Genomic DNA, 22,584 nt, shown 5'->3' on the forward strand with positions numbered 1-22,584 from the left:
TAGCATTTAGCATTTAGCATTTACAGCCAATATCTTGCTGGTCCCATTGATCATTCAACAATAATTCCAACGAATGCTTTTGAATGCCATACATGTCTTTTAAAGCTTGAATCTGCGCCAATACCGCTTGATCAGGTTCGACATAGTCTGCACGTTTGGTTGCCAAGATCATTTTATTTTTACTGGTATGCTCAAGTGCCACAAATTCGAAAACTTTGGTTTCATAACCATAAGCTTTCAATAAAAGTGCACGAATCGTGTCAGTAAGCATCTCTGCTTGCTGGCCTGCATGAATACCAAATTGCAACATCGGTACGAGCACTTGCGGCGCTTTCAATTGCGGACGCAATTCTTTATGACAACACGGCGCACACATGATCATTTGCGCATTTAATCGAATGCCGGTATGAATCGCAAAGTCCGTTGCTACATCACAAGCGTGCAGTGCAATCATGACATCTAAGCGCTCAGGCGCATAGGTACGAACATCGCCTTGGAAAAAATCCAGTTGGCTGAAATTCGACTGCTGCGCAACGCTTTGGCAAAATTCCACCATTTTCGGATTTAGCTCAACCCCTGTCACTTTAGGCACTTGCTGGTGTTTTGCTAAATAATCATATAATGCAAAAGTCAGATAGCCTTTACCTGAACCAAAATCCACGACATGTAGAGATTGATCGGTCTCTTTGATCTGGCTTAAAGCGCCTGAAAAAATTTCTACAAATTTATTAATTTGTTTCCATTTACGTGCCATGCTCGGAATAATTTGTGCTTTTGCATCCGTAATACCGAGTGGCTGTAAGAAATAACTGTCTTGATCGACATAGCGGTGTTTCGCTCGATCATGCCCTTGCTGCTCCGTAGGATTTTTCCCTAAGGCTGGCTGCTTTTTGCTAATGCTTAGCATGGCTTTCTTTTTATTTTTCTTAAGCTGAATTTCTTCATCCAAGGTCATCAGGTTGGCTTGCTTACAACAGCTCAATAAACTTTCGACTTGTTGATTTGCAGATGCGATTGGATAGTTTTTGGTGATGTCTTGGGTTTTGTAACGATATAAACAACTGAGAAATGACTCACCTTGCAGCGAAATGACTCGTAAGGTCATTTTTTCTAATTGGTCTAATTCACCTTTATACTGACTCAAGATCATGCGATCAAAACGCTGTGTTTCAATGGCTTGCTGAAAGGCTGCTAAAAATTGCTGCTCTTGCGTAGAGGGAGAAGCCAAAGATGACATAATATAAACCTAAATAAATTTGCAAAACAATTTTAAATCTTCTTACACCAAAAGCAAAATTGAATTACTATACATGTGTATATTTAAATTATTATAAAAGATACGTTATGAATACTCCCCATCTTTTAGCTTATGACCCAGCTGAAGAAAGACTGAATTTCTATACCCATGCTTTCGGTGCAGCGTTGTCTGCCATCGCAGGTATCCTACTGATATTAAAAGGCTCATACCTTCCAACTGGACAATGGCTTGCACTTTGGGTGTATGCATTCAGTATGTTGTTATTGTTTTCAGCGTCGAGTCTATATCACTTCGCAGAGTCTCCTGAGCGCCGTGGTTGGTACAAAAAACTCGACCATACCGCAATCTATTATTTAATTGCAGGTACTTACACCCCGTTTCTGGCAATCGCACTACCTACCGCAAAAGCGCATTATTTACTCATTGCACTGTGGGTTATTGCTGCAATTGGAACACTATTCAAATTAATTTTCATTCATCGTTTTCAAAAGATTTCGTTGATTGCTTATTTGGTGATGGGATGGCTTGCAGTACTGGTAATGGATGATATGCAACGCTTTTTATCTGATCAAGCTTTAACCTACCTGATCATTGGCGGGCTATCTTATACAATCGGTGCATTGTTTTATGCCTTAAAAAAGGTAAGATATACACACGCTATCTGGCATATTTTTGTATTGATAGGTGCAGGATCACATTTCCTGTCGATTTATCTCTACGTGATATAACCCACTGACACTGCATTCTTTAGTGACCCTAATTCCGCAGTCCGTAAGTTGGTATTTCGTATTTTTTTAAGAAATTACGCCTTTTTTAAAAAGATTACGCTTTTAAAACTAAGTTCAATTATTTTTAGTAAGTGTAAGGTCCACCATGGCGTCTTCAAGTGCTGCTGCCACTGAACAGCAACCAACAAATTCAAAATTCCGCGTACTTACAGCAAGTCTTGTAGGTACCACAATCGAATTCTTCGATTTCTACATCTATGCAACTGCGGCTGTCATTATCTTCCCGCATCTGTTCTTCCCTGCGAGTACAGATCCAACAACCGCAACGATTCAATCTCTAGCAACGTTTGCAATTGCCTTCATTGCTCGCCCGATTGGCGCAGCATTCTTTGGCCATTTAGGTGACCGTATCGGTCGTAAAGCCACATTGGTTGCCGCACTCCTCACCATGGGGATTTCGACAGTATGTATCGGCTTGCTTCCAACCTATGCGCAAATTGGTATCGTTGCTCCACTCTTGCTTGCGCTTTGTCGTTTAGGTCAAGGCCTTGGTTTAGGTGGTGAATGGTCAGGTGCCGTGCTACTTGCAACTGAAAATGCGCCAGAAGGCAAACGTGCTTGGTATGGTATGTTCCCTCAATTGGGCGCGCCAATCGGCTTTATTCTTGCAACAGGCTCATTCTTGACCTTAGGTCACTTCATGTCTGAAGCTGAGTTTATGCAATGGGGCTGGCGTATTCCATTCATTGCAAGTGCGCTATTGGTTATTGTCGGTCTGTGGATTCGTTTAAAATTACATGAAACACCAGCGTTCCAAAAAGTATTGGATAAGCAAAAAGAAGTAAATATTCCGTTCAAAGAAGTGATCACTAAGCACTGGGGTATGTTAATTCTCGGTACGATTGCTGCGATTTGTACATTCGTTGTGTTCTACTTAACTACCGTATTCGCTTTACAATGGGGTACAACTCAGCTCGGTTACACACGTGAAGAGTTTTTAAAACTTCAACTGGTTGCCACACTTTGTTTTGCTGCCTTCATTCCACTTTCTGCTGTATTTGCTGAAAAATTTGGTCGTAAAGCGACTTCGATTGCGGTTTGTGTTGTATCTGCATTGTTTGGCTTAGTCTTTTCAAGCATGCTTGAGTCTGGCAGTACTGCGATGGTGTTCTTATTCCTATGTATCGGTCTTGCGATCATGGGTTTAACCTATGGTCCAATTGGTACGGTATTGTCTGAAATCTTCCCAACGTCTGTACGTTACACAGGTTCAGCTTTAACCTTTAACATGGCAGGTATTTTTGGTGCATCTTTCGCGCCATTGATCGCAACTAAACTTGCAACTGGCTATGGTTTATATGCAGTAGGTTACTACCTAACTGCGGCATCAATCCTTTCATTGATCGCGTTCTTAATGATTCGCGAAACCAAAAATGATGATGTGAATAATCAGGTTTAATCAGTACTCAATAAAAAAGCCAGCACCTATTGCTGGCTTTTTTATGTCTCAAATGGAGCCTATGACCTGATTACCTACTCTCTTGTTGACAGCATTTCGATTTAATTCATGAATGCAGCTTAGATCCCTCTAAGTAGCAATACACATTATCTGTTCCAAGACACTGTCATTCACTCAACTTCAAACAGCAAATGTCTGATGGCACGGTTCAATTCCATTAAATAACAAGTCCGCAGCTCTTCATCAAGAGGAACAATCACCAAACCGTTAAGCAATAATGAACGGTAGTTTTTGATTAAACCAGCTCGATAATATCAATGGTCGGTGGCACAAGAAAACGGAAAGGTACCCCAACCATGCCCGTACCAACAGTGACAAAGACATCTGCATTGTCATGCTGATATAGCCCTTTTTTATGACCTAAAATCGACACTTTTTTCATTACATAATCGGTCAACCATGGCAATTCTACTTGTCCACCATGCGTATGTCCCGACAACATCAATGGTCGTCCTGGCAGTTTAGGTACCATATCGACGGTATCTGGATTGTGCGACAAAATGATCCAAGGTTTATCTTGTGGCAATTCTGGCAAATAGCGCATATCGGCTTTACCAGCCCATAAGTCCCCAACGCCTAATAAGCGAAACTCATTAAACTCGACCACCTGCCCTTCGATATCCACCACATGGTTACTTTCTAATGCATGTTTTAATAACTCTTGAATAGGCGGACCGGGATATTGCTCATCATGATTACCATTCACCGAATAAATCGGAGCAATAATTTTTTTTAGTACGGCCAGTTCTTCAGCTAACTTATTTTCTGGCTCATAAGTCCAATCCCCTGCAACCACGACCAAATCAGGATTTTGTGCATTGATCTTATCGACGATCATTTTTAACTGACGTTCATGACCCGAAAATAAACCAATATGTAAATCACCAATTAAAGCAATGCGAACTGGCTTTAATAATTGTCGTGTTTCATGCAATTGATATTGGCATTTTTTTACCTGAATCATGTGCGGCTCGATAAACCGGGCATAACACAAAAGCCCCGTAACAGCACCGACAAAAATCGCTTCATGTAGTGAATAATAACCACTCCAGCCTGCATAAAAGCTAAAGAAGAACAAAGGAATAAGTAAATACGAGAGATAAAATGCCAACAAATGTACGAAGGCTTTAAACGGATGAATCGTTTCCGTGCGCGACTGACTTAACCAAGCTTGGGAAATTGCCCAAACGCCCAGCACAGCCAACCCGATATAAAAATACATCACTACGGAATCTAATTCCCACATACATTTGCTCTACAATTTGCCTAACGAGAAAACTCGGTCACTATATTTATCTTTTCACAGCTGACACTTATACTCAAATCAAATTTTTTAGTATGTCTAACAGTATGAACTCAGCTACACCGAAACAGCAAAATTTGCCCTTCATACACAACCACACTAAGGCGGTTTTGCTGAGTTGTAGCCTTGTTTTGACTTTATCTGCATGTAGTACCTTGCCTAAACAGCAAACTCAACCTGTGGAATATGCCTTTAATACTCCTACAGACGATACTAGCCTTGCGAAAATTGTGCTGCCGCTACGTGAACAAAATCCAAACTTAACCGGTTACCATGTTCTTTATGACCCATTGGAAGCCTTAGCGGCTCGCATCGAGCTAATTAATAAGGCCGAAAAAAGTTTAGACCTACAATACTACATTTGGGATAACGACAAAATTGGTGCTTTGGCCCTACATGCCATGATCAAAGCTGCTGATCGTGGGGTCAAAATTCGTTTATTGGTCGATGACAACAATGCCAAAAAAATGGAAGGCATTTATATGGCACTCGACCAACATGCCAATATTGATGTCAAACTGTATAACCCCTACCGCTTCCGACATTTCCGCCCTGTCGATATGGTGCTGGATCTAAAACGCATCAACCGCCGTATGCACAACAAAAGCTTTATTGCAGACAATCAGATCGCATTGATTGGTGGTCGCAATATGAGTAACCAATACTATAACGTCAGTGATAATTATCAATTTTCCGATGTCGACGTCATGCTGGTTGGTGCGGCATCCGATGAAATCATTCATTCTTTTGACGAATATTGGAATGATGACTATGCCTTTCCAGTACGCCAATTGGTCAATCCACGCCACTATAGCTTGCGCTTTGACAGTCTCAAACAACAACTCGATGACTATAACCAAGAAGCCACTGTGGTCAATTATTTAGACTTAGCCAACCGTTCACATGCCTTTGATGACTGGCTCAACAATAAAATCCAATTTGACTGGGTCAAAGCCGAAGTGGTCAAAGATTCCCCAAGCAAAATCAAATCTAAGGCAAAAAAAGAAGAGCATCTCAACTTTCAGCTCCTCAACCGTTTAGATAAACCGGAGCAAAGTGTCGATATCGTTTCTGCCTACTTTGTTCCAGAAAAACAAGGTGCGGAACGCCTGAAAAACCTCAGTGCCGATGGCGTGAAAGTCAGAGTTTTGACCAACTCATTCCAGGCCAATGACGTGCCTTTGGTTCATGCTTTTTATAGTAAATATCGCCAAGATCTCTTGGAGCATGACGTTCAACTCTATGAGTTTCTTTCTAGACCTGATGCAGAAAACCTCAACACCAATACCAAAGAGCTCGCGGAAAAATCCAAAGTTAGTCTAAAAGGTTTAAGCCGTTCGAGTCTGCATGCCAAACTGATGGCAATTGATGAAAAACAAGTTTTTATTGGTTCATTTAACTTTGACCCTCGCTCAGCATATTTAAATACTGAAATTGGGGTATTACTGAATAGCCCACGCTTAGCCAAAGCCGTCCACTACACCATGGATGAAAATTTGAGTAAATATGCCTATAAGTTGGTACTTAATGCAGACCAACAAATCAATTGGAAAATTAAGCTGTCAAATGGTCAAACGCGTATTTATCCACGTGAACCGAAAATCAAGTGGTGGCAAAAAGCAGGGGTGAAATTTATCTCTTGGTTGCCGCTCGAAGGCTTTATGTAAAGATTGTGCTGCAAAGGCACCCCCTTACAGCCTGTATCATTAAATTATTTAGCTTCAACTGGAACTGGCGCTTTAAGAACTTTGGCTTGAAGCTCTGCCAATCCCTGATTCATTTTTTGCTGCACTTCTTGCGTTAGGCTTTCAACAGTATGTCCTGCCGAATCAATTGCGGGCAATGTCATCAGATGCGCGGTGACATTTGGCATTTCTAAGACATTTTTGACATGCCGATCAAAGCTAATGTCTCCGACATAGGGCGCAATATTGTCTAGTTCACCGTCTTGATTCACATAGCAAATTAAGCAAATTTGGACTGGACGCTCGGCTTCAATCGCCGCGCCTAAAATACGGCCATGAATTTTTTTAATTTTGCTGCCATCCGAAGTGGTGGCTTCTGGGAAAAAAAGTACCGGCGTATCTTGTTTTAAAAAGCCCGTAATTTGTTCTTTAATTTTAATCGAGTCACCAGAGCCACGCTTAATAAATAAGGTGCCACCGCCTTTCGCCAAATTTCCCAGCACTGGCCATTTTTCAATTTCAGCTTTCGCCAAAAAGAAAACACGTGCGCCAGAACCCAAAACTGCCACGTCTAACCATGAAATATGATTACTTACCCAAAGGGCTGGTTGTCGTGGAATTTCACCATGCACTTTGACTTCAAGGTTGAATACTTTGCATAACTTGCGACAAAAATACTGCACATAGCGAGTATTTTGCGGGTTATTCGGGTCTTTATACAATTGATGACGATAAACCAAATAAAAACCCTGCGTCACGGCAACAGCTGCTGCACCGACTTTTTTACAATACAAATAAAATTTTGAAAACACATTAATTTGCGGTGTATTGACGATTTGAGGTTGATTCATAAACGGTTCACTAAAATGACACGGTGCCACAATTTGGCGTAAATTTTCATCATCATATACCGAAGACAGTTTTTTTGCATTGATCATAAAAACCGAAGTCGAAGATAATATTTTCCCATTTTAATCGTTTTTAAAAATCAAATATCATTTTTATATCGGTTTTAAAGGTTATGTATTATGAATCACTCACATTCGGACCACCCCCCTATTTCGTCATGGCAAGCTTTAAAAGCCATTGCAGGTTTTTCACTGATGTATATGAGTGTGCTTTTTTTATTGGCGCTGAGCTTTCGCAGCTTTCTCTAATTGAACAGCAGGTCATACAGCAACTTAGCCATTAATCCCTCACTTAGATTAACCCTCGCACTCCATTTTCGCCTAAAATGAATCTTTAAACAGGAGTGTGTGCTGAGTGGAAAATTTAAATCAACATCAAGCGAGCGGTGAACGCGTAATTTTAGTCAGCGTGGCAGTACAAATGCTCGCAGACCTTGATGCCGAAGAATTCCACTTACTAGCTCAATCTGCAGGTGCCAATATTCTGCAGCATGTGCATGCACAGCGTATCAAGCCTGATGCCAAATTATTTATCGGCTCAGGGAAAGCTGAAGAAATTGCAGAAGTGGTTGCAGAACATGAAGCCGAATTGGTCATTTTTGACCATGCCCTCACCCCTGCCCAAGCACGTAATCTTGAACGCATCATGCGATGTCGTGTGGTCGATCGCACAGAATTAATTTTAGATATTTTTGCCCAACGCGCACGTACCTATGAAGGTAAATTGCAAGTTGAATTGGCCCAATTACAACATATGGCTTCACGACTGATTCGTAGTCGTGGCGATCTCGATAGCCAAAAAGGCGGGATTGGCTTACGTGGACCGGGTGAAACGCTACTGGAAACCGACCGTCGTCTACTCAAGCTCCGTATGGGACAACTCAAAGCGAAACTTGAGAAAGTCCGCCAAACACGTATGCAAGGTCGTGTGGCACGTCAAAAAGCTGCTGTTCCGACCGTGTCATTGGTGGGTTATACCAATGCGGGTAAATCGACCTTATTTAATAATTTAGCAAAAAGCGATGTCTATGCAGCTGACCAACTGTTTGCGACACTTGATCCGACCTTACGCCGTCTACATTGGGATGGTATCGGTAACTTAGTGCTTGCCGATACTGTAGGTTTTGTGCGTAATTTATCACACTCATTGGTCGAATCGTTTAAAGCCACCTTAGAAGAAACGTTGGAGGCGACCTTATTGTTACATGTCATTGACTCCAGCAGTCCGGACATGATGGAACAAATCGAGGCTGTCGAAAAAGTACTGAAAGAAATTGGTGTCGATGTTCCGATTCTGCGCGTTTATAACAAAATTGATGTCAGTGGCGAAGATCCTAAAATCATCTATGGCAAGCCACATCAGCCGGAACGTGTCTATGTCTCAGCACATAGTGGTAAAGGTCTTCCCTTATTACGCCAAGCGGTTCAAGAGTGCTTAATGGGCCAAATTCAAAGCTTTGAAGTCCGTCTAAAACCAGCTTATGGCAAATTAAGAACACAACTGTATGCGCTCAATGTGATCCAAAATGAAAGTTATGATGAACAAGGCAACTTAATTTTGCACGTCATCATTGCCCCGCATAAGTTAGAGCAACTGATTAAACAGGCGCATTTACCCATCGAAGAAATCTTGGGAACGCGTGCGCAACAATTTCAACGTCCACTTGAAGAATTTGAAATTAAAGACTAAATCGGTTAAAACTTGATTAGTATAATTTTAACGAAAGACAAAAATGGACTGGATCAAGCGCATCGATTGGAAAGCCTGGATAGGCACTATTGCATTAATTATTATTTTCCGTGAAGGCGCGGTCTGGGTCATGAAGCAATTCAATCACCCAGAATTAGGCAATCTAGTCGGTTTGATTAGCCTCTTGATCGTGCTTTCATTTTGGAGAAAATTCAACAAAATTCCAGCCAGTTTGGTCGATACCAATAATAAAATCATGAAAGAAAGTGCCTTTGCCTTCCTACCCATTAGTGCAGGCTCATTGCTGATGATGATGCATTTAGGTGATGAAATTCCAATGTTTTTGATTGTTCTCTTTGTCAGCACCCTCATACCGCTGTGGGTCTACGCAAAAATGTCTAAGAAATGGCTATAAGGAGAATCAACATGCTTTCAATCATCTCTGGATTCATCATTACCCTGATCGCCTATCTTGTCGCAAAACCCATTAATAAAAAATTACCGCAAATCCCCGTGATTGTGATTGGGATGTTTTTCGTCATTGGTATGCTCTATCTTTTTGGCATTTCCTATGAAAGTTATATGGCGCAGGTCAATCCACTGTTCAATAACTTACTCGGCTATGTCACAGTGGCCTTGGCCATTCCTTTAGCAGCGATGCGCTACGATGACTTGCCATTAAAAGCCGTGGGCGGGATTTTAGTCTTTGCCAGTATCAGTGCCGTTGCCCTCCCTATGGGGCTGGCTTATTTGCTGCATTTGTCAGATCCAACCATTATGGCTTTTGCTACACGGGCAGTGACCACCCCTATTGCCATCAACATTGCCACGCTGTTGCATTCCCCGATTCCTTTGGTGATTTTGATTGTGATTTTATCAGGGGTGATTGGTGCAGCATTTTCACCCATCATACTTAAAAATATTCATGATGAACGTGCATCAGGACTCGCCTTAGGACTTGCTGCACATGCGATTGGCACAGCTCAAGCTTGGCAGCGCGGCAGCATTGCTGGGCGCTATGCAGCATTTGGGATGGCAGTAAATGCAGTATTCACAGCAATCTGGTTGCCAACTTTCATACTCTATCTACAAAATATGTGACTGAGCAATCACTTTTAAATGATTGTTTTGTATAAAAAATAAACTTAATATAAATTCTAGGGTACACCACAATACATTGAACGATGTGCTGTGGATGTTACATTTTTGGTAAAGGCACTTTTGTGCAACATGTCAACTTTCCCGAATAAAATGTAAATATTTATGCTTAGAGTAGTTGCTCTAAGTTCAAATATTACCTAGTATGATCAATAAACCCTCACAAAGTGTATTGATAAAGGATTATTAATATGATCGAAAAAAGTTTGAAATGGGCTGCATTATTTGGTGCTGTAGTCACAAGCTCTGCACTCTATGCTCAAGATCTTACAGGGACTTGGCAACAAATTGACGATAAAACCGGTTCGCCTAAAGCATTGATCGAAATTCGAAAAGATGCCAAAGACACCTATACCGGCAAAATTGTCAAAGTGACGCCACGTCCGGGTTATACACCAAAGGAAAAATGTGTGAATTGCCCTGCACCTTATACCAACCAGCCTATTTTAGGGATGGATGTATTTAAGGGGCTGAAACTTGAAAGTGAAAATACCTACTCTCAAGGGAAAATTATTGACCCTTTAGCGGGCAAAATTTACAGCTTAAAAGGCAAAATTTCTGCCAATGGTAAGCGCTTACATTTACGTGGATATCTGGGGATTTCCGCGATTGGTCGTACACAGACATGGATTCGCACTGAATAAATTTTAAATTTATTCAGTTAATTGATTTGATATAGGTGAACCACCTACAGGGAATATCTGATGAAAAAATTAAAAGTGAGCCTCTTATTCTTAGCTGCTGTAATGAGTGGTTCAGCTTTTGCTCAAGACCTTTCAGGGACTTGGCAACAAATTGATGATAAAACAGGTTCACAAAAAGCCATTATTGAAATCCGTAAAGAAAGTAATGGAACATTCGTGGGTAAAATCATCAAAGTGACGCCGCGTCCGGGTTATACGCCACGTGACACCTGCGTAAATTGCCCTGCACCTTATAAAAACAAACCGATTTTAGGCCTTGATGTGTTAACTGGTTTAAAACATGTTGAAGGGACCAATAATTACGACAAAGGCCGTATTATTGACCCACTTTCTGGCAAAATTTACGACACAAAAGTTCGCTTAAATGCCAGTGGCAAACGTCTCACACTACGTGGCTATATGGGTGTTTCAGCACTTGGTCGTAGCCAAACTTGGATTCGCCAAGAATAAGCTCATTGTCATAAAAACCGCCAACATGGCGGTTTTTTTATGCCTAAGATATTCAAATTATTTTAAAAATAAAGTTGACTATTCTCGTAAACTTTCTAACATACGTGCTCATAAATCACGCTTCTAGGGGAAAAGCGATTATGTTTAAAAAAATATTATTCAGCCTGTGCACATTCGGTTTGATGAATGTCGCATTTGCAAATGACATTGCTGGCACGTGGCAACAAATTGACGATAAAACAGGAGCGGCCAAAGCGATTATTTCGATTCACAAAGAATCAAATAATACCTATACCGGTAAAATTATTAAAATTACGCCACGTCCGGGCTATACACCGCAAAAAAACTGCAATAAGTGCCCTGCACCTTATACCAACCAACCGATTCTCGGCATGGAAATTGTCAAAGGTTTAAAGCAGATTAATAATACAAATAATTATGAAAAAGGTCGTATTATCGACCCTCTTTCTGGCAAAGTTTATGATGCTAAAGTGCGCTTAAACAGCACAGGAAAACGTATTTCGATTCGTGCAAGTATTGGCGTTTCAGTCTTAGGTCGTAACCAAACTTGGATTCGTTTAGATTAATCCTCACACCAATAAAAAAGCCGCATCAATGCGGCTTTTTTATTTTTAAATACTTACATCACAGGATTATCGACCGCAAACATGTGCTGATCTTCTAAACGATAGGCCATCAACTGATTGCCCCAGACACATCCGCCATCCACATTTTGGATTTTTGCTGAAATGCTTTTTCCTTGCAAAGCCGCCCAATGGCCAAACAGGATTTGATGGGTCTGTGCTGCTTGTGACTCAAACTCAAACCATGGCTGAAAACCCTTCGGCATAGGGTCATCGAGTGAATCCTTAAAACTGAACTCTAAACGGCCTTCAGCATCGGTTAAGCGCATGCGTGTCAAATAGTTGGTAATACAGCGTAAACGTGCATGACCAGACAAATCATCCGACCACAGGTTCGGCTCTTTACCGTACATCACTTGAAGAAACGCATCGACCACATCAAAGTCGTCATGACCAATCACTGCTTCCACTTCCTTTGCCAAGTCTGCGGTTTGCTGCGCAGTCCAATTCAAAGGAATACCCGCATGAGTCAAAATAGTTTGCTCATTCGGAAATAGACACAGCGGCTGCTTGCGTAACCAATCAATCAAATCATCACTTTCTAAGGCGTGAATCACATCATCGATATTGTCTTTAGGATTGATCTCCTTAATACCGCGAGCACATGCCAGTAAAGTCAAATCATGATTGCCCAGTACCGTCGCCGCAACCTCACTATCCACTAATTTTTTGATGAAACGCAAAGCACCTACCGAGTTTTCACCCCGTGCAACGAGATCACCTGCAAACCAAATAAAATCTTGGTCTGCATCAAACTTGATCTCTTTCAGTAAAGCTTTTAATGCTTCAAAACAGCCTTGAACATCACCAATGACATAGTTATAGCGAATAGAGCGAGTCATAATTATTTAAGCCACCATTTGATCTGCTAATGCGACAAATTCTGCAAGTGTCAGTGTTTCTGGACGTGCCATTGGATCAACCCCTGCATTTTCAAAACCATCTTCAACCAGCATGCCTTTTAAGCTATTACGTAACGTCTTACGGCGCTGAGTAAAGACATGTGAAACCAAACGTGCAAGCGCTTTTTCATCTTTCGCCACAATCGGTTTAACGGCATAAGGCTCTAAACGGAATACCGCAGAGGTGACTTTTGGCGGCGGATTAAATGAGCCCGGCGGTACTTCAAATAAAAACGTCGGTTTACAGAAGTATTGGATCATCACCGATAAACGGCCGTATTCTTTAGTATTCGGTGAAGCGGTAATACGGTCCACGACTTCTTTTTGCAGCATGAAGTGCATGTCTTTGACTTTGTCGCCAAACTCCAAGAGATGGAACAGCAGCGGAGTCGAGATGTTATACGGCAAGTTGCCAACCACGCGCAGTGGACGGCCTTCGGCAAACAGCTCGGTAAAGTCATATTTCAGCGCGTCGGTTTCAACAATGGTCAAGCGCTCAGGATGCGGCACACGGCCCGGCAAACCTGCGGCTAAGTCACGGTCCAGCTCAACCACAGTTAGAGCATCACATTCACCAATTAAAGGCGATGTAAGCGCAGCAAGACCGGGACCAATTTCGACAATATTGTCACCAGTACGCGGATTTACCGAACGTACAATTTTGGCAATAACACGTTGATCATGTAAGAAATTCTGTCCAAACCGCTTACGCGTGTGATGCCCTTCATCTTTTGGGTTTAGGGCATTAATTTGATACATAAAATTCTCCGCATAGGTTTATTACAACGATTACTGACTTGATTCAAATTCACTCAAGCGAGCAAAAATTTCTTCGGACTTGGTCACATTATCCCGAGCCGCTTTAATTACACTGAGCAATGGCTCTCTTTGTTTCAACAAAGCCATTGTTTCAGATTTCATCATTTCTTCAGTTTCAGCCTGAATGGAGAGCAAACTTTCGCGCATTTCAGCATTGTTTACGCGCTCTACACCCAGTTCAGGATTACCATTCAGTTGAGCCTTCAAATAAATATTGAAAGTTTCAAAATCTGCTAAAAAGTCATCTAAATCGTCTGGATGAATAGAATTCACATCAGTTAAATTCAGCAAAGAATCCAACAGCCGTCCCGCAATATAGACTTGATTTTTGGCAATAATTGCTTGAATAGCTGAATTGTTTGCTCTAGCCATCATATCAGCCAGAATGTTATATTCAGCTTGAATACTTGGAATGGTTTCACTTACAAGAAGTTGATATTCATATAGCGCATTCAGGCTATTTTGATGCTGTACAAGCAGATCAATATTAGCATTGATTGCCTGTCCATCTTGAAGCATTTTATCAGCACCGCCACGATTCGCATATTTTTTATGCATCGCGGTCAGCGCTTGATTAAATTTTTGCTGATTATGTTTAAAGCCATCCACGGCACGCGGTGATGCAAAACGTATAAATCCTTCCGTCTGTTTTGGAATTTGCAGCGATAATACTTTTAATTCACAAGAATGATGATCTGTAGCGAGCGTTGAACATGCTGACAGCATCAACGCTAACGTAATCCCCAAAAATGGGCGAATGATCGATTTCGCCCTAAGCATCTTGTTATTTTCATGTTTTATTTTTGATAATTTTCTACTATTATTCATATGAAATTCAAACCCTTATTATTAAGTTTCGTTATTTTTCGCACGTGCTAATTCTAAAGCTAAATCGACCGCCACCTGTAAACTCGAACTTTTAGCAAGACCGGTTCCAGCCAGTGACAGTGCTGTGCCGTGATCCACTGAAGTCCGAATAAACGGCAAGCCCAAAGTGATATTGATGGCTTCGCCAAAGCCCTGTGACTTTAATACAGGCAAGCCCTGATCGTGATACATCGCCAAAACCGCATCGGCATCTTTTAAATTTTCAGGGGTAAATAAGGTATCAGCAGGTAAGCTCAGGCTCATATTCACCCCTTGAGCGCGATAACGCTCTAGCACCGGATTGATCACTTCAATCTCCTCCATGCCCAAATAGCCATCTTCACCCGCATGTGGGTTTAGACCGCAGACTAAAATATGCGGATGATCTTTTTTAAATTTAGTTTTTAAATCATGAATTAAAATATCGATGACTTGATGCAATCGATCTTGAGTAATGGCATCCGCAACATCACGAAGCGGTAAATGTGTCGTTGCCAATGCGACACGGAGCGTTTTTGTCGCAAGCATCATGACGACACGATCAACGCCTGCAAATTCTTGATAAAACTCCGTATGTCCGCTGAAATGGATACCGGCATCATTAATAATCGACTTTTGCACAGGTGCTGTAGCAACTCCAACACTTTTGCCTGACATCGCATAGTCTGCAGAACGTCGTAATTGCTCCAACACATAGGCTGCATTACTTACATCTAACTGACCTGCGATGACAGATTTAGTCACAGGTACATGTTCCACATAAAGCTGGCCTAAAGCTGCCGACACCTCCTGCCCAACATAGTCAATCAGTTCAACTTCGAGCTTTAACTGTTGAGCACGCTTGAGCAGCAAATCTTTATCAATAAGTACCACAATTGGCCTTTCATCTATTCGATTGGCTAAGCTCAAACAAATATCAGGTCCGATACCTGCGGGTTCACCGCTCGTGATATATAAAGGCAGCATGGGTCTATCCTGTGTGTGCAATAGCATTATTATACTGTGTGATGCACATGACAGACCTAATTATTTGACTAAAAATACCGAACTAAAACTCAAAAATAATTACGTTGTGCGACATTGTATGGAATGAAACCGAAAGTAAAACCTGAAATGCCAATAATCCAAATCAATGCAATAAGAATGACAATGCCGCGCTGAACGGCTGACACATGTTGCGGGTACTTCGTTATCAACCAAAAACACATACCACCCACAAGCAATAATCCAATCAACAGATAAACCAATAAATAACTAAGGAAAAATAAAGTGAGCATCATCAACAAAACGATGATTGCGCCATCCGCCCCGTGCAAATACACCAAATACAAAAAAGTTGGGCTTAAAATCAAGGCGCTACATAAGCCCATCAAATGCAGCCAAGGCCGCCAAAATAAGGGTTCAGATGTGTTTTTTAACAGATTAGAATTCGACATGATTTACTTTCATCCGCGTTTTTTATAATTTCTGGATTATCTACTGTTTATTGCTGAAGAAATATACTACAATACAGCGCTTGAAATTTTATATTTTCATTTGTGATTCTTCACGTATTCGTATAGAATCGCGTCTCCTTTTGTTTGGACAGCTTCCATAGTCCAAACCAACTATAATAGGTAGTGGTTTAATGAAAACTCTCAGCGCTAAGCCAGCTGAAGTTCAACACGACTGGTACGTTGTTGATGCTTCTGGCAAAACTTTAGGTCGCCTTGCGACTGAAATCGCTCGTCGTTTACGCGGTAAGCACAAAACTTCTTATACTCCTCACGTTGACACTGGTGACTACATCGTTGTTATCAATGCTGAGCAAGTTCAAGTGACTGGTAAAAAATCACTTGATAAGAAATATTATCGCCACACTGGTTTCCCTGGTGGTATTCGTGAAACTAATTTTGAAAAATTAGTTGCTCACAAACCAGAAGAAATCTTCGAACGTGCTGTAAAAGGCATGTTGCCAAAAGGTCCTCTTGGTTATGCAATGATCAAGAAAATGAAAGTGTACGCTGGTACTGAGCATCCACATACTGCTCAACAGCCACAAGTTTTGGACATCTAAGGGATACAGCACATGGCTACTAACTATGGTACAGGTCGCCGTAAGACCGCAACTGCACGTGTTTTCCTATCAGCTGGTACTGGTAAACTCGTAATCAACAACCGTTCTTTAGAACAATATTTCGGTCGTGAAACTGCTCGTATGGTTGTTAACCAACCACTTGAGCTTTTAGAAGCTACTGAGAAATATGACCTTTACATCACTGTTGCTGGTGGTGGTATCGGTGGTCAAGCAGGCGCTATCCGTCACGGTATTACTCGTGCATTGATCGCTTCTGACGAAACTCTTAAACCTGCTCTTCGTCAAGCTGGTTTCGTTACTCGTGATGCTCGTGAAGTTGAACGTAAGAAACTTGGTTTACGTAAAGCTCGTAAACGTCCTCAATTCTCTAAACGTTAATTCGTTTACCGAATCGGACAAAAAACCTTGGCTTATGCCAAGGTTTTTTTATGTCTTAATTTTTATGAAGATGATGCTAATAGAATAACGATCTGATAAACAAAGAGACTCAAACTCGCAATTAAGCATATAACCGACAGTGTTAGTGTAATTGTACAGATGGTCATTTTGCTTTGTTGTTCTGGGCTATCATCCTCTGCTCCATAATCAGAAGCATAACCTCCAGCGAGTGCCGTATAAAAGCCAATACCCATAAAAAAAACAGCAGCGAAAAATAATAATTTTTGTACAAGTGCAATGGTCATCATGCGGTGATGATCAGGTAAATGAATGACATGAAAATCTATCAGATAAAATCAAATAAAACAAAACTGTAATTTTCACTGTAGCTGCATTGATATTGCTAAAGTCTCCGTGATTTTACTGTCTAATTTTAGTATCCTATCTTATTCATTTCTCATCGTCTCGGATTATGTCAGTCGAAAATGCACCTCTCCAAGGGATTACGCTTTACAGTCATGCGGATGACTTTCGCTCACACTGGATACGCTATGTACTTGCAGAGAAGCAAATCAAACATAATTTAATTATTGCTGATGATGAAGACGAAGATCTTGCAAGTTTAAATCCATATAATCAACTTCCGATGATGATTGAAAATGGCCTAAAACTCTATAACAGCAGTATTATTGCCGAATATCTGGATGACCGTTATCGTCAAAATAAGCTGTATGCCGATGCACCTATGCCTCGTGCAGAGCAACGTCAATATGTATGGCGCTTCGAACAAGATTGGTTAAGACTGGCGGATATTATGCTTCGCCACCCCGATACCCTCGATGAAACAGCCAAGCAAAAAGCACAAAAACAATTACGTGATACACTCATATCACTAACCCCCTTGTTTCAGCATTATCCTTATTTTATGTCTGAACAATTTAGCATGTTAGACTGTATGCTCGCGCCTATATTTCTGCGCCTAAAAGCCATGGGTATTGAGCTCCCCAAACAGCAATGCCGCCCTATATTTCTCTATTGCCAACGCATCTTTAGCCGTCCAGCATTTATCAAATCAATGACATTGCAGGAAAAAAATCGCTATAGCGAGCTTTTAGCAAAAAATTAATTTTCCATAAATATTCGAGTAAGCATTATGTCTGAACAGGAACTACAACTCACTCCAACGCGTCCATACTTGACACGGGCACTTTATGAATGGATTTGTGAAAATAGACTTACGCCCTACCTACTTGTCGATGCGACACAGAATGGTACGATGGTGCCAGTTCAATATATTCAAGATGGCCAAATTGTCCTGAATATCGCACCTCATGCAACGCATGCGCTACACATGAGCAATGAGACGATTACTTTCTCTGCACGCTTTGGTGGCGTTTCGCAAAACCTCTATATCCCCTTTTCTGCTGTTCTAGGCATCTATGCACGTGAAAATGGTCAAGGCATGTTCTTCGATCCTCAAGAATATGAAGGTATTCAGAATGATCAAAATGCTTTAAAATCAAACGACCAAGAACAACAAGAGCAACCGAAGAAAAAACCGGGTTTAAGGTTGCTCGATTAAAGAATAAGGAAGCGAATAATGGCTTTTGATTTAGTACAATATTTTGTCGAACAAATAGAATCTCAAAAGCCTACGCTTTTAAGTCATTTAAATCGTGAAGAAAAACGACAACATTTACGTGAAATTAATGCTTTAACTTTAGGTGAATTGATTCATCAGCTACGCATTAATGGTGAAAAAGTTTATCAAGAAATTACTCAGCCTGATGAACTCTATATTCAGGAGGTTTCACGTCATCTCACCACCACCCCTTCAAATGCATCAATATTAGAACGCTCTGAACTCGAAAACCTAACTACAGAAGTTTTTCATTTACAATTAAATGAATTAAAACAACTTCATGATACAGGCTCACATTCGCCACAAAGTATTCGAGAATTACTCAACGGACAAATTGAACATCTTTCTGGTCAAGCGGATGATTGGGTTTGGTCAACAAACAACCTAACAGAGCTCCTTGGTTCTAAACCAAATCTACAAGAAGAGATATCATTAGAAGCATCAATGAAGGAGTTCAATCAAATGGTTAATCAACAACATACGCAAGATGACGTGACAACTGAAGTACAAGTGCCAACATGGTCAAAAATTGTAGAGCCTATCGTTGCAGTGGTGATTTTATGGATTTTGGCATCTGCAGCTTGTAATATTTTTGCTTAAGTGACTTCATTTTTCTAAATCAATGACCTGCTTTTTAAGCAGGTTTTTTTTAATCGAATATTCTAAATTACACGTCTTTAGATCACTTTTTGTTTTCTTTATGTAAATTAGTCAGCTTTATTCTGCAAAAATCGAGTTTTATCACAATATTTACAAAACTTTACATTTGAATTTTTGGTAAATTTTAAATCAAAAATGAAGTCCGAAAACACATAAAAAAATATATACAGCAAATTAAATCACATTTTTTTAATCCAAAAACTAAACACTATAATTAGAAAATATTATCCTTTTAAAGCAAAAAATTAATTTGATTGCAAAGCAATGCTTGCTTCCTATAATTAAATTAAGTAGTTAAAAACGCTAATTTAATTACCCAAATATCTACAAATAATAATCATGTATAACCTAAAAGAGGGGCATAAAAATGGCTAAAGTTTCATTAGAATCACTCACAACAATCGACGGTTTTCATGCAGCGGCACTGGTAGACGGTGAAAGTGGCCTAGCTATGGCGACACAAGGCGGAGGAGATATTGATTTAGAGTTAGCAGCTGCTGGAAATACTGAAGTGGTTCGCTCCAAAAGACGTGTCGCTCAGTCACTCAACTTAGATGATCATATTGTCGATATTTTAATTACCTTAGGAAAACAGTATCACTTGATTCGTCCGCTGGAAAATAATGAATCCGTGTTCTTATATTTAGTACTTGATCGTGCCAAAGCAAACCTAGCCATGGCTCGACACGAATTAAAAACCTATGAAAAAAGTTTAGATTTTGCTTAATTTCACCCAACCCTCTTATGCCAATAAGAGGGTTTTTTATTCCCAAAATGTTTTACAGGTTTGAATAAAATTAGTCGAGGAACACCATGAATAAGCAATATATCAATATCGGCATTGCAGGATTAAGTATTCATGATTCAGATCAACTCAAACATCAGCTTTACGCAATTTTTCCACAGCACTTTAATATCCAATGGAAAAGTGCATCTGATGTGAATCTCGATTGCTTATTTATTCATGAGCGTTTTTTTGACACTGAAGGAATTCAAAAAATATTAACGCGCCGCGCTTTACCTTGGCTCAAGATCTCGAAAGACAACCAACAATCAGGGCGCGTCAGAAATAATACTCTGTTCCTTCCCGTTGATGACAATCAAGAGCTCAATCAATGGATTGATAAGCATCTCGTCAGCCATAATGGCCTTAACGAATCCATAGAGTATGCACAACAGTGTCAGACTCAATGCTTTAGCGATTTTAATTTGGAAGATGATTACTTCAAAAAAATGTATGCAGAAGATAATCATGAAAAATTGCACCTATATGATGATCTAGGCACAATAGCGGTAATCGATACCGCACAAAACATAGCTTGGCTCAACCTCGAGCGTCAACTTCAACACACCGATGCTAGTTTTAAATATGATTTCGCATCAATTGAAGATATGACCCATGTAAGCCGAAAGCATCCAGTCATCCTTCAAGACTGGATATGGAATCTATTTTGGCAAACTCCGAATTTTTATCAAACAGTTCCTGAAGATGGTCATTTTCGAATTTTAAGCTGGCCAAAACCTGCTGAACATTTATCTCATAAACAAATTTTTCAACTTTCTGCATGCTTTATCCAGGGCGCAAAGATATCAACGATCACAGAACAATATGATATACCCCTCAGCACCGTTCGACAGTTCATTGCTGCGAATATGGCATCACTGAATATTAAAAAGATAAATCTTTGGGATAAACATTACACGCCACCTGAAACGCATGAACCAACAGAAGAAAAGAACTTTGTACAAAACTTCTTTAGTAAATTACGACGTAAATTTGGATTTTAGAATAGGACATCAAACATGATTCTTCAGCAATATAAAATTGTCTTTGCTGGTTCTATGGGTGCTGGAAAAACTGAAGCGATACGTTCACTTTCTGATATCCCAGTTTTACTGACCGAGGCGTTTAATACAGATCAAACCAGCCATCAAAAACTTGAAACCACAGTAGGTATCGACTACGGAGAAGTGACCTTAGAAGATGGTTTAAAAATAGGTTTATATGGTACCCCTGGACAAAGTCGTTTTGATTTTATTTGGCCAGTGATTTGTCAAGGCGCAATCGGGGCAATTATTCTGATTGATCATAATGTTAATGACCCCTTAAGTGAACTCGAAAGCTATTTAGAAACCTTCCAAAACTATACAGATAACATAGCCATTGGAATTACCCATACAGACGAAATCACTAGTTCAACGAATACTGCTATCTACAAGGATTGGTTAATTAGTCAGGACTTATATTCGCCCCTATTCTTTATCGACTGTCGCAAAAAATCTGACGTTTTACTGCTACTTGAAGCTTTAATTACCTCAATCGAAGTAAATCACTATATCACTGCATAAGGAGCAACCCATGTTTAATGCCACAAAACGCACCGCTTCGAATGAGTTAATTCAACATGCCCGTGAACAGATAAATAATATTATTAACAATGCACGAGGCGTTCATTTCATCATGGTGTGTTCAACAGATGGATTTGAGCTAACCAGTGTTTACAAACGTGGGCAATATAACAATAGCAAGTTAGCTGCGGTTAGCAGCTCTATCCTTGCAATGGTGTCAGCATTTATTAAAGAAATTCATTTGGTCGGTTGTCAAAATATAACCTTAGATGCCGAAAATGGAAAAGCGATACTTGCATCAGTCTCTGCTCAAAATCACCCCATGATTATTGTGGCGCTAACAGACAAAGATATTTTATTAGGCCAAGTCCTATATATGCTTAAAGCTGCAACGCAATCAATTATTTCAGCGGATCAATAACCTTGATAGAAAGATTGAGGACGTCTTACTTTATATTTGAGTGAGAAATATTCATATATTATCCACTTACAACATATTCATTTTCATATTTTATTCTTTTTTCATTTCTTCTTATTTTCCTATTTTTTGCTTTCGCTTTTCTTCTCCTTTTCCTCTTTTTCGCTTTTCCCTCACGCATAAAAAAACACCCCCTGACGTATCAGGGGGTGTTTCGAATAATGAGCTGGCGATGACTTACTCTCACATGGGTAACCCCACACTACCATCAGCGCTAAGAGGTTTCACTTCTGAGTTCGGGAAGGGATCAGGTGGTTCACTCTTGCTATTGTCGCCAGCACAACTGTTATGGATACTTGCTTAGTCTTACGTATTGCTAAGTTTTCTACCAAATGAGTTATTAACAGAAGTACTTGAGTTAATTT

Annotated in this window: 27 protein-coding genes and 1 rRNA gene; 18 read left to right on the plus strand and 10 right to left on the minus strand. The window is 40.3% G+C overall.

The genetic code is table 11. The features are described 5' to 3' along the window. Nucleotides 1–13: 13 nt before the first annotated feature. The gene (locus B1202_RS08360; protein WP_078190099.1) at nucleotides 14–1,237 is read right to left on the minus strand and encodes a class I SAM-dependent methyltransferase; all 1,224 of its coding nucleotides are present in this window, start codon (nucleotides 1,235–1,237) and stop codon (nucleotides 14–16) included. A 107-nt stretch (nucleotides 1,238–1,344) separates the two neighbouring features. Between B1202_RS08360 and trhA the strand changes: the two genes are divergently transcribed. Together trhA and B1202_RS08370 are read left to right on the plus strand one after the other, a co-directional pair. Beyond that, the gene (gene trhA, locus B1202_RS08365) at nucleotides 1,345–1,986 is read left to right on the plus strand and encodes a PAQR family membrane homeostasis protein TrhA (RefSeq protein WP_078190100.1); all 642 of its coding nucleotides are present in this window, start codon (nucleotides 1,345–1,347) and stop codon (nucleotides 1,984–1,986) included. Between the two features lie 145 nt (nucleotides 1,987–2,131). Beyond that, the gene (locus B1202_RS08370; protein ID WP_078190101.1) at nucleotides 2,132–3,445 is read left to right on the plus strand and encodes an MFS transporter; all 1,314 of its coding nucleotides are present in this window, start codon (nucleotides 2,132–2,134) and stop codon (nucleotides 3,443–3,445) included. 295 nt (nucleotides 3,446–3,740) lie between these two features. Here B1202_RS08370 and B1202_RS08375 read toward each other — a convergent pair whose 3' ends face one another. Beyond that, nucleotides 3,741–4,751 carry a metallophosphoesterase gene (locus tag B1202_RS08375; RefSeq protein WP_078190102.1) on the minus strand — a complete coding sequence of 337 codons (1,011 nt, stop codon included), beginning with the start codon at nucleotides 4,749–4,751 and terminating at the stop codon, nucleotides 3,741–3,743. A gap of 104 nt (nucleotides 4,752–4,855) precedes the next feature. Between B1202_RS08375 and B1202_RS08380 the strand changes: the two genes are divergently transcribed. Further along, the gene (locus B1202_RS08380; RefSeq protein WP_228145144.1) at nucleotides 4,856–6,475 is read left to right on the plus strand and encodes a phospholipase D family protein; all 1,620 of its coding nucleotides are present in this window, start codon (nucleotides 4,856–4,858) and stop codon (nucleotides 6,473–6,475) included. Between the two features lie 44 nt (nucleotides 6,476–6,519). Here the strand turns inward: B1202_RS08380 and B1202_RS08385 are convergent, their stop codons facing one another. Further along, nucleotides 6,520–7,344 (minus strand): lysophospholipid acyltransferase family protein, encoded by an 825-nt coding sequence (locus B1202_RS08385; RefSeq protein ID WP_078190142.1) that lies wholly within the window; start codon nucleotides 7,342–7,344, stop codon nucleotides 6,520–6,522. A gap of 412 nt (nucleotides 7,345–7,756) precedes the next feature. Here B1202_RS08385 and hflX point away from each other — a divergent pair, with 412 nt between their 5' ends. The 6 genes from hflX (at nucleotide 7,757) to B1202_RS08415 (ending at nucleotide 11,990) form a co-directional block, all read left to right on the plus strand. Then, nucleotides 7,757–9,091 (plus strand): ribosome rescue GTPase HflX, encoded by a 1,335-nt coding sequence (gene hflX / locus B1202_RS08390; protein ID WP_078190104.1) that lies wholly within the window; start codon nucleotides 7,757–7,759, stop codon nucleotides 9,089–9,091. Between the two features lie 43 nt (nucleotides 9,092–9,134). Further along, a complete protein-coding gene (locus tag B1202_RS08395; RefSeq protein WP_078190105.1) occupies nucleotides 9,135–9,506 on the plus strand; it encodes a hypothetical protein in 372 nt (123 codons plus the stop codon). Between the two features lie 11 nt (nucleotides 9,507–9,517). Continuing rightward, entirely contained in the window at nucleotides 9,518–10,192 is a 675-nt protein-coding gene (locus B1202_RS08400) for an LrgB family protein (RefSeq protein WP_078190106.1), read from the plus strand. Nucleotides 10,193–10,440: 248 nt separating this feature from the next. Then, nucleotides 10,441–10,893, plus strand: coding sequence for a DUF2147 domain-containing protein (locus B1202_RS08405; protein WP_078190107.1), 453 nt, complete (start codon nucleotides 10,441–10,443; stop codon nucleotides 10,891–10,893). A gap of 60 nt (nucleotides 10,894–10,953) precedes the next feature. Beyond that, a complete protein-coding gene (locus B1202_RS08410; protein ID WP_078190108.1) occupies nucleotides 10,954–11,403 on the plus strand; it encodes a DUF2147 domain-containing protein in 450 nt (149 codons plus the stop codon). A gap of 140 nt (nucleotides 11,404–11,543) precedes the next feature. Further along, nucleotides 11,544–11,990 carry a DUF2147 domain-containing protein gene (locus B1202_RS08415; protein ID WP_078190109.1) on the plus strand — a complete coding sequence of 149 codons (447 nt, stop codon included), beginning with the start codon at nucleotides 11,544–11,546 and terminating at the stop codon, nucleotides 11,988–11,990. A gap of 53 nt (nucleotides 11,991–12,043) precedes the next feature. On the opposite strand, the gene B1202_RS08420 is transcribed toward B1202_RS08415, so the two are convergent. From B1202_RS08420 to B1202_RS08440, 5 genes are all read right to left on the minus strand, one after another. After that, complete coding sequence (locus tag B1202_RS08420) at nucleotides 12,044–12,889, minus strand: symmetrical bis(5'-nucleosyl)-tetraphosphatase (RefSeq protein ID WP_078190110.1); 846 nt, start codon at nucleotides 12,887–12,889, stop codon at nucleotides 12,044–12,046. A 6-nt stretch (nucleotides 12,890–12,895) separates the two neighbouring features. Then, nucleotides 12,896–13,708 carry a 16S rRNA (adenine(1518)-N(6)/adenine(1519)-N(6))-dimethyltransferase RsmA gene (gene rsmA / locus B1202_RS08425; protein ID WP_078190111.1) on the minus strand — a complete coding sequence of 271 codons (813 nt, stop codon included), beginning with the start codon at nucleotides 13,706–13,708 and terminating at the stop codon, nucleotides 12,896–12,898. A gap of 30 nt (nucleotides 13,709–13,738) precedes the next feature. Then, nucleotides 13,739–14,548, minus strand: coding sequence for a pilus assembly protein PilJ (locus B1202_RS08430; protein ID WP_143221591.1), 810 nt, complete (start codon nucleotides 14,546–14,548; stop codon nucleotides 13,739–13,741). 69 nt (nucleotides 14,549–14,617) lie between these two features. Further along, nucleotides 14,618–15,601 carry a 4-hydroxythreonine-4-phosphate dehydrogenase PdxA gene (gene pdxA / locus B1202_RS08435; RefSeq protein ID WP_078190113.1) on the minus strand — a complete coding sequence of 328 codons (984 nt, stop codon included), beginning with the start codon at nucleotides 15,599–15,601 and terminating at the stop codon, nucleotides 14,618–14,620. Between the two features lie 89 nt (nucleotides 15,602–15,690). Continuing rightward, nucleotides 15,691–16,071 (minus strand): hypothetical protein, encoded by a 381-nt coding sequence (locus B1202_RS08440; RefSeq protein WP_078190114.1) that lies wholly within the window; start codon nucleotides 16,069–16,071, stop codon nucleotides 15,691–15,693. 191 nt (nucleotides 16,072–16,262) lie between these two features. On the opposite strand from B1202_RS08440, the gene rplM reads away from it, so the two are divergent. Both rplM and rpsI read left to right on the plus strand, forming a co-directional pair. Then, complete coding sequence (gene rplM, locus B1202_RS08445; RefSeq protein ID WP_004722943.1) at nucleotides 16,263–16,691, plus strand: 50S ribosomal protein L13; 429 nt, start codon at nucleotides 16,263–16,265, stop codon at nucleotides 16,689–16,691. A 12-nt stretch (nucleotides 16,692–16,703) separates the two neighbouring features. After that, the gene (gene rpsI, locus B1202_RS08450) at nucleotides 16,704–17,090 is read left to right on the plus strand and encodes a 30S ribosomal protein S9 (RefSeq protein WP_078190115.1); all 387 of its coding nucleotides are present in this window, start codon (nucleotides 16,704–16,706) and stop codon (nucleotides 17,088–17,090) included. Between the two features lie 62 nt (nucleotides 17,091–17,152). Here rpsI and B1202_RS08455 read toward each other — a convergent pair whose 3' ends face one another. Further along, nucleotides 17,153–17,398 carry a hypothetical protein gene (locus B1202_RS08455; protein WP_078190116.1) on the minus strand — a complete coding sequence of 82 codons (246 nt, stop codon included), beginning with the start codon at nucleotides 17,396–17,398 and terminating at the stop codon, nucleotides 17,153–17,155. A 164-nt stretch (nucleotides 17,399–17,562) separates the two neighbouring features. Here B1202_RS08455 and B1202_RS08460 point away from each other — a divergent pair, with 164 nt between their 5' ends. The 7 genes from B1202_RS08460 to B1202_RS08490 all read left to right on the plus strand — a co-directional run bounded on the left by B1202_RS08460 (nucleotide 17,563) and on the right by B1202_RS08490 (nucleotide 22,162). Continuing rightward, entirely contained in the window at nucleotides 17,563–18,216 is a 654-nt protein-coding gene (locus B1202_RS08460) for a glutathione S-transferase N-terminal domain-containing protein (RefSeq protein ID WP_078190117.1), read from the plus strand. Between the two features lie 27 nt (nucleotides 18,217–18,243). Then, on the plus strand, nucleotides 18,244–18,672 hold the full coding sequence (locus tag B1202_RS08465; RefSeq protein ID WP_078190118.1) for a ClpXP protease specificity-enhancing factor: 429 nt from the start codon (nucleotides 18,244–18,246) through the stop codon (nucleotides 18,670–18,672). A gap of 18 nt (nucleotides 18,673–18,690) precedes the next feature. After that, the gene (locus B1202_RS08470) at nucleotides 18,691–19,332 is read left to right on the plus strand and encodes a hypothetical protein (protein WP_078190119.1); all 642 of its coding nucleotides are present in this window, start codon (nucleotides 18,691–18,693) and stop codon (nucleotides 19,330–19,332) included. Between the two features lie 427 nt (nucleotides 19,333–19,759). Then, nucleotides 19,760–20,119, plus strand: a complete 360-nt coding sequence (locus B1202_RS08475; RefSeq protein ID WP_078190120.1) for a hypothetical protein — start codon at nucleotides 19,760–19,762, stop codon at nucleotides 20,117–20,119. An 86-nt stretch (nucleotides 20,120–20,205) separates the two neighbouring features. Beyond that, nucleotides 20,206–21,180, plus strand: a complete 975-nt coding sequence (locus B1202_RS08480; RefSeq protein ID WP_078190121.1) for a hypothetical protein — start codon at nucleotides 20,206–20,208, stop codon at nucleotides 21,178–21,180. Nucleotides 21,181–21,195: 15 nt separating this feature from the next. After that, nucleotides 21,196–21,741: a GTP-binding protein gene (locus tag B1202_RS08485; RefSeq protein ID WP_078190122.1), complete on the plus strand. Its 546-nt coding sequence runs from the start codon at nucleotides 21,196–21,198 to the stop codon at nucleotides 21,739–21,741. A 10-nt stretch (nucleotides 21,742–21,751) separates the two neighbouring features. Then, the gene (locus B1202_RS08490; RefSeq protein ID WP_078190123.1) at nucleotides 21,752–22,162 is read left to right on the plus strand and encodes a roadblock/LC7 domain-containing protein; all 411 of its coding nucleotides are present in this window, start codon (nucleotides 21,752–21,754) and stop codon (nucleotides 22,160–22,162) included. A 221-nt stretch (nucleotides 22,163–22,383) separates the two neighbouring features. On the opposite strand, the gene rrf is transcribed toward B1202_RS08490, so the two are convergent. Continuing rightward, nucleotides 22,384–22,498, minus strand: a 5S ribosomal RNA gene (gene rrf, locus B1202_RS08495). Between the last annotated feature and the right edge of the window lie 86 nt (nucleotides 22,499–22,584).

The sequence above is a fragment of the Acinetobacter amyesii genome (genome assembly GCF_002018365.1).
GTDB classification, from domain to species: Bacteria; Pseudomonadota; Gammaproteobacteria; order Pseudomonadales; family Moraxellaceae; genus Acinetobacter; species Acinetobacter amyesii.